Origin of the sequence: Domibacillus sp. 8LH, assembly GCF_038806185.1 — a bacterium.
Taxonomy (GTDB): Bacteria; Bacillota; Bacilli; order Bacillales; family Domibacillaceae; genus Domibacillus; species Domibacillus indicus_A.
This window is the reverse complement of record NZ_JAVJNG010000222.1, coordinates 1-256: the sequence shown is the minus strand read 5'-3', so window position 1 is coordinate 256 and position 256 is coordinate 1. Positions and strand designations below refer to the sequence as shown.

Below are 256 nucleotides of genomic sequence, written 5' to 3'. Positions count from 1 at the left end.
GAGTAATAAGGAATACCGATCTGGTCTGCCACCGCAGCCACATCTTTGTAATCTTCTGTTGCTGTACAGAAGCCATTTTCGTCCGTGTCGTCCCAGTTTTTCATGAAGATGCCGATGACATCGTAGCCTTGTTCTTTAAGCACCAAAGCTGTAACCGATGAATCCACACCACCACTCATACCGACAACAACACGGGTTTTAGAATTGTCTATTGACATAATCTTCTCCCATCAATTGTGATACTCAGACTCAATCC

1 pseudogene is annotated in these 256 nt (G+C 44.1%); it reads right to left on the bottom strand.

Going from position 1 to position 256, the window contains the following annotated elements:
- Nucleotides 1–212 (bottom strand): annotated as a pseudogene (locus RG959_RS24515) (tRNA 2-thiouridine(34) synthase MnmA); the annotation flags it as partial.
- Nucleotides 213–256: the final 44 nt, after the last annotated feature.